Genomic DNA, 9,818 nt, shown 5'->3' with positions numbered 1-9,818 from the left:
TAAATAAAAGCGTTCCGTGAGCTTTCAGCCTACCAAATGTCCATTACGCCAAACTTTAAACTAAAGCAAGCCAAAGCCATTAGAAAATAATAAGAATGAGAGCCTGTTTGTTAAAAAAGGTTTACGTGTAAAAATATCTTGCATCTTTTGCTTGTATTTCAGAAAAACTCCTTAACTTTGCACTCGCTTTAAAGGAACAACCACTTGTTCACAATAAGCAAATGGTAATCACCATTGGAGAGATGGTAGAGTGGTCGATTACAGCGGTCTTGAAAACCGCCGTGCTGAGAGGCACCGGGGGTTCGAATCCCTCTCTCTCCGCATCGCACAGCGAGTTAAGTCCCTAAGCTACAACAACTTAGGGACTTTTTATATATCTATACTAAAAAGTTGCCCCACTTTTTGCCCCAAAGTTGCCCTACTTTTTGCCCCACTTTTTTCTCCGAAAATTTGTTCAAAGCTGAAAAATACTTTTTCATGTAAAGAAAATTCAGCATCTGTAATTATCTGTTTATCAGCTAATAACAGAAGTCGCAAAAAGTAGGAATCGAACCTTTTATATCAGATTATATCAAACGTTTCATTTAGTGGACTTTTCAGCACTTTCAATTCCCTTTCCCTTGCGGTTCGTTTTCGCCCTAATCAACTCCGAAGCTCGAATGATAGCCTTCTTGTTCAGCACCACTCCTCCCTTGCTTAGCCCTACTCTTTTCAATGAGCGTTGCTTGATACCAATATCTTCTGCTGTCAGTACACTATAAATTGCAGGAATAGATCCGAAATAATAGTTCTTCCTCCCTTCCATCAGTTGCACATGTATTACCTTTACCATAGCCTTTATTGTCTTAGATTATTCCAAAGTTACAAAATAAGCCCTATATACGATATTTTGAGTGATAAATCTTCAAAATATCTATCTTGATTAGTTTTCAACTATTCTACAGTAGACGTATCTGGCTTTAATTTTCCTTTGCAAAGGTAAGCAAGGTCGTAAGAACACAAAGTACCGCTATGCTATTTAAAGAAATTCTCACGGCAGCCTTCCTCAAATCAGAGATTTGGGTATTCCATGAGAATATCCTTAAATTACTTTGCTTATCTTCCAGATGACCTTACTACCTTATTTGCACGTAAAATTTGAAAGTCCGATAGTCTCCTGCTTGTACGTTGTCAAACAAAAGTGCACAACTGCAAATGTAGTTATTTACTCTGATATTTCATTGTTTTATTATTAAAAATTCTTTTGTTAATTGAATTTTGCTTTATTATTTCTCTTATCTTTTTGATTTTCTCCCCTTGCCCCAAATATACATCTCTAGGTGTAAGATTATCCAACGATTCATGAAACCTTCTCTCATTATAATATTTCACCCACCCATCGATAGCATTTTCCAATTCAGAGGGACAAAAATAATGATTTAGCTTAATCACATTTTTCATCGATCTGTGATATCGTTCTATCTTTCCCTGCGTCTGAGGATGCAAGGGTTTGCCATGGATATGCTTGATATTATATTCCTTACAGAGATACTGTTTGAGAGAGGAAGCAATATAACATGGTCCATTATCTGATAACAGACAAGGAGGATTCTGGAATGTAACTCCTGCCTTCTCAATTGCTTTATCTATAGTTCTGGATACATCATCAGAAGTCATACTCGAACATAACTCCCAATGGATAATATACCTGCTGTAGTCATCAATTACAGTAGAGAGATAATACCAGCCCCAACCCTTGACTTTGAAATAGGTAAAATCGGTCTGCCACATCTCATTGGCGAATTTAGTCTTATGATGGAATTCATCAGCTGCAAAGATAAAATCATGCTCCATACGTTCTAATAGCCCTCTTTCGTGTAATATACGATAAAAGCTTGACTCTGAAACAAAGATCTGACTCTCTTCCAATAAAAGAACTGACAATTCCCTAGGGATGAGCTCTGGATGCTCTAAAGAAAGTTCAACCACTATTTGTCGAATATTATCAGGTATGCGGTTCCACGTTGTCGGTGCTCTACAATGTGTTGCTCTGAGAGCATTCAAACCTCCTATAGCATATTTCTTATACCAATTATAAAAGGTACGCCTTGGAATTCCTAAACGCTTAAGTGCCTGAACAATACTTAACTCTGAACGTTTTATTGTTAGAATGATACTCTCTTTCTCTTCCGCACTATAACGTATATACGATTCATGCATAGGGCTTATTCGATGAGTTTCAAGCTTTTTTTTACAACATCATATCTAACTACCAAATCGGCAAGGGCTTCTTTTAAGCGAATGTTTTCCTGACGAAGTTCCTTTACCTCGTCGCTTGTTGCTTCACGAATGGTATCACCATCGAGGCGAGCTTTACCTGCCTCGATAAAATCCTTATTCCATTTGTAGTAAGTGCTATCTGATATACCATATTTACGGCAGAGCTCGGCAATACTATGTTCGCCACGGATTCCTTCCATCACAATCAAAACTTTTTGTTCTGAAGTGAAAATACGTTTCGTATTACGACGAATATCCTTTAATAAGGATTCCGAAGAACTTTGATTAGGATTTACTGAAAAATTCTTTTTTGTTGTCATAGTGCAAATATACTTTTTTATTAATAATTATAACTAAAACACCAAACTTAATTGGAGGTCAAGTTGTGCACTTTTGTTTGACAACGTACACTCACGAAGCATCAATCTGCCGATGCGGTTGTAAGAAGAGTTGATACCGCCATAGTGATACTTCACATTGTTCTCCGGATGGTCGGGATAGTTGATAGTCTTTGTGTTACGATCCATTTCCTATTATTTTTTCCCAGTCAGAAAAATACAAGATAAATTGAAAAAACATCTTTCATCAATCTGTATTCTTAAACATTTTTCAACTTCCTTCTTCTTGATAATAACGATTCTATTTGCATAAAATTCTGTGTCTGATTTGGAAATGAAATAGGAGAAAGTTTTACCGACCGCAATGTTTTTGACAAAAGAGTAGCCTATACAGGTTGATCGTTTATTTAGTAAGTTATCATACATCATTTCAATCCAATTGAAATCACCCTTTCTTTTTTTAAAGAAATCGTAGATTAAATCATTATTCGATTTTTTATTTATTGGCATCAATGATATCCATGTTAAATAATCTTCGCTTGAATTATTTGTAACTTGAATTTCATTTATATTTTGAGCTTGTTTTGTGATTCCGTTAAAATAGCAAAATGATATAGTGTCAACATGTATTTCGTTCTGAGCATTTATTTTCATGCCAACAAGAAAAAAAAGAAGGGATGTTATGTAAACCTTTATTTTCATCGTGAATTGATTTTTTTGTGAAATCTACTTTCGTTATAAATCTATAAGTGTCAATTAATTCTTTACGAAAAGCGTAGTAACTTACTAGGAGTAGTTCAAAAATATAAATCCAAGCATAAGCCCTCAATTGGAAAGGTATCCTGCCCATGAACTCATAAATATTTTTTTTAGCAATGAGGAAATACATTCTCGTCGGAGCTGAATGATCAACTCCAACGAGCGTTACATATTTGACCACGGCTAATCACATTCTAATTTCTTATAACTGTTCATTCCTCTTGCATATTTTTGATAGTTTCTTTTTTAGAATTTATAATCATATTCTTTAAAGTCTCATTTCCGTCTATCCACTGTCCTTCAATGGGTTGATGACTTGCTTTGAACCTTAATGCTCATTCTTTAAGAATCAGGTAGTTATTGGGATAACTCCCGATTTGGAGCATTACTTATATGTCTAATACTTGTATGTATAAGTTTCACGTTCTCGTCAGTCGCCATACAACTTCGAAATATGGGCTATCAAGTATAGCTTATTATCTATATCTATGTATCTCTGATAACTACCAAGATATTTATCGTTTGTGTTTTTTGTAATCTCATAAAATCTAGGAGATTTATCATTTTCAAAGATGCAGTTTATAGCATAATAATTGTACGGAAGATCGGTTATGACAGAAACATTTATTGGTTGTATAACAATTATATATACATTATTCTTGCGTGGAAAGATGCCATTAAGTAATCCTTTGTCATAGATCCTAAATCCATCATAAACAGTGGTGATAGGAATCTTTTGATTTATCATTAATGTATCTCCATTCATTTCATTACGACAACATATAACCTTATTAACAAAACCTAAGTTGTGAGTTTTTGTATAGAAAATATCTACACATTTTAAGGTTAAATATTCTTCTTGAGCCATCACTGATGACCCAAGAAGAAACAAAAAGGTTAATGATATGACTCTAATCATCTTGACTCTTTTTAGTAACTGATTTCAATTGTCCTGTCGTATTAACTTCTGTTACAGGTGCGAATAAACCACTACCTGGTATTATTTCTACTTTATCTCCTGTCTTTCGTGAAACTGCTCCTTGAACTAATGTAAACGTATCTCCGTTATCATATTTATAGATTACATTTTGAAAACCATTGGAAGGAACGGTTGGAATCTTAATACTCATTCTTTAAGAATCAGGTAGTTATTGGGATAACTCCCGATTTGGAGCATTACCGACTAAATCCCATAATCTTTATAAGTATAGTAATAATACTTGCTCTTTCTTACTTTATAAAAAAATACGAAACATCCTGATGAAACTATTCGGCGTTTTGAAATAGACTCCTGTATTAACTGACATATATTAAAATGTATACATAGTTTTTTGCCATGAGATTCCATTGTGTCTAGTATATATATAGAACGACTTTCTCCTACTCTAAGTTGCGGAAAGTCATTAGAAATTATATTTACTTTTTTTACTTTAATACTCTTGTCATTTAGAATAATATAAAGAGTATCAGAAGTATTTAAATATGAAGCTTGCAACAGAATTTTATGCAGTCTGCATATAGCATCATCATATAAAACTTCTTTATTCAATCTTTGTGCTTCTGCAGATATGCAGAAGCACAAAGATATTATATATATGAAATGTTTTAACATTATGGCAATATTATTTAAAAATTGAAATAGGGAATACTGCATTAACTCCCGATTTAGAGTATGCCCCCATTATTTACCAATTTTCATTAAAAGACAATAGTTCCACAGACCTTCCTGATTGGAAAAAAAGCCAAGAAATAACACCATCTGCCATTGGTGCCCTCTTGCAAAAAGTAAATCGTATTTTATGTTTACATAGCCTTTTTATAATCCAATTTTTTTCATCTCCTCTTAAAATGAACGTATAGTCTAAAATTTTTGTATATCCAAATATTTTATTATCATATCTAACATCATCTTTATCCAGTAAGTCTATGGATATAAGAGTCCCTTTACTTCTGCGCGTTAAAGTCATTACTAACATTTTTTTTGAAGAAGGAATATTTTTCTTTTTCAAATAAGAAATTGTTATATCCAATATTTCCTTGCGAAGATTGGAATGGTGTAACTCATAATAGCTCAAACCTATAGATGAAGTATTTCCTATCCCCTGCGCTGTACAGGGGATAAGAAATAAAAAGAAACCTATAATTATAAAAATGAAATGTTTCAATATTTTTTCTTTTTATTGTACGTTGTCAAATAAAAGTGCACAACTGCAAATGTAGTTATTTACTCTGATATTTCATTGTTTTATTATCAAAAATTCTTTTTTTGATTGAATTTTGCTTTATTATTTCTCTTATCTTTTTGATTTTCTCCCCTTGCCCTAAATATACGTCTTTGGGTGTAAGATTATCTAACGATTCATGAAACCTTCTGCTTCATACTCATATAGTTCTTGTTCTATTTCCCATATCTTGCACCATTTTGCACCGGGTGCATCTTTAGTAAGTCCTAGTTTTAACATATTTATTTAGCTTGATAACTTATAATTATATATCTTGTGTAAATTTAATCACCTTTCTACCAACGAGCATTAAAGCTTTTCATATAACAACGTACAGTAAAAGATAATCTGTGCATCACTGCCGTGTTTTTCTTAATCAATTCAACAATTTTCTCTATTGTGTATTTGATTGGTGCTTGTACGTTGACAAACAAAAGTGCACAACTGTAAATATAGTTATTTTATTTAGTGTCTCATCATTCTTTCTTTAGTTATCAGATGTTATATATTTCTTATTCCAGTATTCGTTAATAAGTTTATTTTCATATTTCTTTCCAAATCCGAGTACTCTGCCGTAAACTATTTTCCGTTTCAAATTATAGCTCTTAACAAGATAATGAAACAGATCTTCTATATTGTCAATTTTTTGAGCTTTGTACTTTAATTTTATGGGAGAATACAAAATTAAATCTCTATCTTCAAAACATATTTTTAATTCTACAATGTCGTTTCTCGTGTTTTTTAAGATTCTCAAATTGTATAGTTTATCTTTTGAATTTTTATAAACCAATACGTTTTTTTTGTAAAAAGAGATATCATCATCATCAATTTCAATTCTTAAAGAGTAAAGAAGTATTTTGTATATAAATATAATGGAAAACACTATTAGTCCTCCAAGTACTTTCACAATATGGTATGAATTAGGTCTACCTGGAAAAACAAAATTATATGCGTAAGTGCAGAATCCTGAGGCGATAATGAAAATTATTATAATTTTCCATTTCGACCAAATTGTTACCTTTATATTGAATATCTTTTTCATAGTCAGTATTTTACGGTTCTTCGTGTGATGGGTATGTATTCTGAAAATGTTCTAAAAGCAGCTTTAATTTATCATATTCATTTCTTTTCATTTCTGAATGTGCCAACAGCCCACATAGATTAGAATAAAAAAGTTTCATCAGCTGATATTGTTCCTCTTCAGTTTCATTTCTAAGCTTTTGAAACATTTCTTTATATAGTTCTATTCTGTTTTTATTGTCGGAAATATCAACCAGCTCAATCAAAGAGTTTATTATTGTTTTCATAACTAAAAATTCACTTTTTCTGTCGTTATGATAATTAAATGTAGTTTATTTTATTGTTTTTTACCAGCCGCTTCAAGTTCCTTGTGTGCTAATTCAGACTTATTTTACCACACTTTAAAATCGGGACGACAATAACCTTCTATTAAATCAATTATCTCGTTTACAAATTCGTAGCTTTCTTTGTTATCTTCTGCAATTTTGGAAAAGAATGATAGAACCTCTTTCTTGCTCTTTCCTAATTCTTTATAAGTAGACAATATGTTTTTATATTTCAGATAAAACTCTATTGGCAAGTTTTCTACATCTGCATATTTAGCTTGCCAATCTTTAATATCCGACGAAATTAAGAAGGCATTTTTATCATCTATCTCCAGCATACGTTTTCTTTTTTTGTGTAATTCTTTACGTTTATAACGTAAGTTTAAATCATGATATTGTTTGAAACGTTCAATATAAAATAGATTTTATTAAATTAAGGTGATGATTTTTCAGCCAAACTAACTATATTTGCAGTTGTAAACTTTTGGTTTTACAATGTACAAGCAAGGTGTATATAAATAATAAAAATAAGAAATGAATCTATTTACAGATAGTAAGTTAGTTTATGAAGGTAGAAAATCTCTACTTTCAGAGTTGGAAATAAGGCAGTTATTGGAGATTACTGGTGATAAAATAAATAGCTTTATTCAATTTTATCAAACTTACGATGGTGTCTTTTTTCCAAAGCAAGCCATGATGTTTAGACACTTATTTTATTCTGTTGAAAAAGCTGATTGGGATAAAATAGAAATAGGTTTCTTTTTAAAAATCGAAGATATAATTACTAATAGAAAGCTTCTATTGGAAGAAGATAAGGAGTTAGAATGTTTTGTAAAAACTCATATTCCTTTTGCTGATGATGGCTGCGGTAATGATGTTTGGATAGAAATTTCAACAGGAATAATTAAGGCTTTTTACCATGAGTATTCCATTGAAGAAGGATTAATAGAAATAGCTCCTAATTTTAATGATTTCTGTTCTTCGTTAGAGAATTGGACGCTTAAATAAATCTTGCTATTTAATGAAATAAAACGCTATTACCATTTGCAAATAACAACTACTTTTTTGGGGGCATTTTTACACGTCATTGATAAAATATTTATGGACTATATAACAAAATTAAAACAAAACGAAGAATTTGAATATTGGTTAGGGGCTGATAACGAACAAATTTTTAATGTTGAAAACGAACTAAATATTAAACTTCCCAAGCAATACAAAATGTTTTTATCGCAATGTGGAATGTGCAATTTTGGAGATGTAAATATATTGGGTATAGCAAAAGATGAAAATAGTGTTAGTTATTCGGTTGTGGAAGTTACGAAGCAAATGAGAAATGAACTAAATCTTTCAAACAATTTTATTGTACTTAATTACGAAGTGGGCGAATATCTTACTTTATACAAGGTTTCTGAAAAAGAAGAATTAGACGATAGCACTATTTATGGGGTAAATGTTGCATATAATGGTACAGAAAAAATGATTCTTGGAAAACCAGAAAAGCTATTCTCGTCGTTTGAAGATTATTTTGAAGACTTTATCGAATTAGGTTCTTAAAAATAAGCCTTTCTAATCAAAGCAGTTTTTTCCTACTCTCTTTATCGGAAATAATAGAAATGGAAAATGGCACAAACGAAAAATAATAAATAGGTTATGGGTAAAAATAAATATGGCAATGTTTATGAAATAGCATTATCCAATGGGAAATATGTTTATGTATGCTGGATAGAACAATTTAGTTTTGGAATATTCGATTATATTGCCGAAAAGCCTGTTACAGATATAAATGATTTGTTATGTGTTGGATTTAAAACATATAAAGCATGTAAAGAAACAGCCGTTAGAAAAAAGATATGGAAATTGCTAGGATATATTGATTTAGAAAAAGAGAATATTAGTTTTCCCGATTTGGCTGTATTTCTATCTTATAATAAAGAACTTTTTGTTGAACAATCGCAAGTTATGCGACATGGCAACTTAATAAAAATACCAATCAACGAATATTTAGCCCTATTAAAGAAAGGATATATTTATGGTTTCTTCGACAACTATCAAACTTTTGAATTATGGCTATCTGGCAATATAGAAAACTATCCCGAAAATGAAGATATATTTCCTTTACCAGAAAAATATAGTTGAGAAGAAAATGCTGAAAATAGTGCGTAATTCTACTTTTATATCGCATTATAATAGTATTTAAACGGAACGAAAGACAATTTTTTGTTGCTTTTCATCTTCCTATTAAGAAGGCAAAATTCAGTATATCACACACAAAATACACCCATATAAAGCCATATAAACAGGCGTAAATATCACAATTTTGTAGCAAATAGAGTTCTGCTTTCTATGGTAATTCTCTTTTAGCGAAACATTATTTTGGCAACTCTATTAGTTTAAAAGCACTGTGTAAAAACGATAAAACATTGTTGTTTACATCTAATTTATAATTAAAGCTATTACTTTCTGTGTCTATTTTGATACAATCGTCGCATAATGATATTTCTCTTATAACTTCTTTTATAAACTGTGGTTTGTTTTTTACAACAAAGTATTGTACCTCTTCGTTAAATATCCTTATGGAATCAATAACGTTATAATTTTTCACCTTACTTATATAAAGATGTTCAAACTTGTTGCCAGTAAAAAATAAGTCTATTTTATCAAGGTCGTTATTACTTTTAATATTTTTCCATTTATCCATTACAACTTTAAACCCCAACATATTAATATGGAAATATGTATTTATGGTAGCAGGAACAGATTTTTCGCCGATACTACATATCAAATGTTTTTTATTGGTATCTAGTCGTCCCTTAAAAACAATATTTCAGCATAAAGTTTGTATTGACAAGCTCTATGCTGATTCTTTTTATAAGGTCCAAAAGAACTCTCAT

At 31.2% G+C, this 9,818-nt stretch carries 13 protein-coding genes and 1 tRNA gene; 4 read left to right on the top strand and 10 right to left on the bottom strand.

What is annotated here, in order from left to right; genetic code table 11:
* The first annotated feature begins 236 nt into the window (after positions 1–236).
* Positions 237–321, top strand: a tRNA-Ser gene (locus HXN26_RS10315).
* 259 nt (positions 322–580) lie between these two features.
* On the opposite strand, the gene HXN26_RS10310 is transcribed toward HXN26_RS10315, so the two are convergent.
* The 9 genes from HXN26_RS10310 to HXN26_RS10270 all read right to left on the bottom strand — a co-directional run bounded on the left by HXN26_RS10310 (position 581) and on the right by HXN26_RS10270 (position 7,262).
* Positions 581–832: a hypothetical protein gene (locus HXN26_RS10310; RefSeq protein WP_273161123.1), complete on the bottom strand. Its 252-nt coding sequence runs from the start codon at positions 830–832 to the stop codon at positions 581–583.
* Between the two features lie 368 nt (positions 833–1,200).
* A protein-coding gene (locus HXN26_RS10305) for an IS3 family transposase (RefSeq protein ID WP_420541279.1) occupies positions 1,201–2,579 on the bottom strand; the annotation gives its coding sequence in 2 pieces (ribosomal slippage) (positions 1,201–2,234 and positions 2,234–2,579; 1,380 coding nt in all).
* Positions 2,580–2,612: 33 nt separating this feature from the next.
* The gene (locus HXN26_RS10300; RefSeq protein WP_273161122.1) at positions 2,613–2,786 is read right to left on the bottom strand and encodes a hypothetical protein; all 174 of its coding nucleotides are present in this window, start codon (positions 2,784–2,786) and stop codon (positions 2,613–2,615) included.
* Positions 2,787–2,792: 6 nt separating this feature from the next.
* Complete coding sequence (locus HXN26_RS10295; RefSeq protein WP_273161120.1) at positions 2,793–3,299, bottom strand: hypothetical protein; 507 nt, start codon at positions 3,297–3,299, stop codon at positions 2,793–2,795.
* Between the two features lie 968 nt (positions 3,300–4,267).
* Positions 4,268–4,486, bottom strand: a complete 219-nt coding sequence (locus HXN26_RS10290; protein ID WP_273161117.1) for a hypothetical protein — start codon at positions 4,484–4,486, stop codon at positions 4,268–4,270.
* A gap of 555 nt (positions 4,487–5,041) precedes the next feature.
* The gene (locus HXN26_RS10285) at positions 5,042–5,521 is read right to left on the bottom strand and encodes a hypothetical protein (protein ID WP_273161115.1); all 480 of its coding nucleotides are present in this window, start codon (positions 5,519–5,521) and stop codon (positions 5,042–5,044) included.
* A gap of 544 nt (positions 5,522–6,065) precedes the next feature.
* The gene (locus HXN26_RS10280; protein ID WP_273161113.1) at positions 6,066–6,620 is read right to left on the bottom strand and encodes a hypothetical protein; all 555 of its coding nucleotides are present in this window, start codon (positions 6,618–6,620) and stop codon (positions 6,066–6,068) included.
* A 10-nt stretch (positions 6,621–6,630) separates the two neighbouring features.
* Positions 6,631–6,885 (bottom strand): filament-A percursor, encoded by a 255-nt coding sequence (locus HXN26_RS10275; RefSeq protein WP_273161111.1) that lies wholly within the window; start codon positions 6,883–6,885, stop codon positions 6,631–6,633.
* Positions 6,886–6,989: 104 nt separating this feature from the next.
* Complete coding sequence (locus tag HXN26_RS10270) at positions 6,990–7,262, bottom strand: hypothetical protein (RefSeq protein ID WP_273161110.1); 273 nt, start codon at positions 7,260–7,262, stop codon at positions 6,990–6,992.
* Between the two features lie 196 nt (positions 7,263–7,458).
* Between HXN26_RS10270 and HXN26_RS10265 the strand changes: the two genes are divergently transcribed.
* From HXN26_RS10265 to HXN26_RS10255, 3 genes are all read left to right on the top strand, one after another.
* Positions 7,459–7,932: an SMI1/KNR4 family protein gene (locus HXN26_RS10265; RefSeq protein WP_273161108.1), complete on the top strand. Its 474-nt coding sequence runs from the start codon at positions 7,459–7,461 to the stop codon at positions 7,930–7,932.
* 93 nt (positions 7,933–8,025) lie between these two features.
* The gene (locus HXN26_RS10260) at positions 8,026–8,481 is read left to right on the top strand and encodes an SMI1/KNR4 family protein (RefSeq protein ID WP_273161106.1); all 456 of its coding nucleotides are present in this window, start codon (positions 8,026–8,028) and stop codon (positions 8,479–8,481) included.
* A 96-nt stretch (positions 8,482–8,577) separates the two neighbouring features.
* Positions 8,578–9,063: an Imm26 family immunity protein gene (locus HXN26_RS10255; RefSeq protein ID WP_273161104.1), complete on the top strand. Its 486-nt coding sequence runs from the start codon at positions 8,578–8,580 to the stop codon at positions 9,061–9,063.
* Between the two features lie 232 nt (positions 9,064–9,295).
* Here HXN26_RS10255 and HXN26_RS10250 read toward each other — a convergent pair whose 3' ends face one another.
* A complete protein-coding gene (locus HXN26_RS10250; protein WP_273161103.1) occupies positions 9,296–9,625 on the bottom strand; it encodes a DUF8184 family protein in 330 nt (109 codons plus the stop codon).
* Between the last annotated feature and the right edge of the window lie 193 nt (positions 9,626–9,818).

This window comes from Prevotella aurantiaca, assembly GCF_015262605.1.
Classification (GTDB): domain Bacteria; phylum Bacteroidota; class Bacteroidia; order Bacteroidales; family Bacteroidaceae; genus Prevotella; species Prevotella aurantiaca.
The sequence above is the reverse complement of the archived record's forward strand: the minus strand, read 5'-3'. Positions and strand labels throughout refer to the sequence as shown.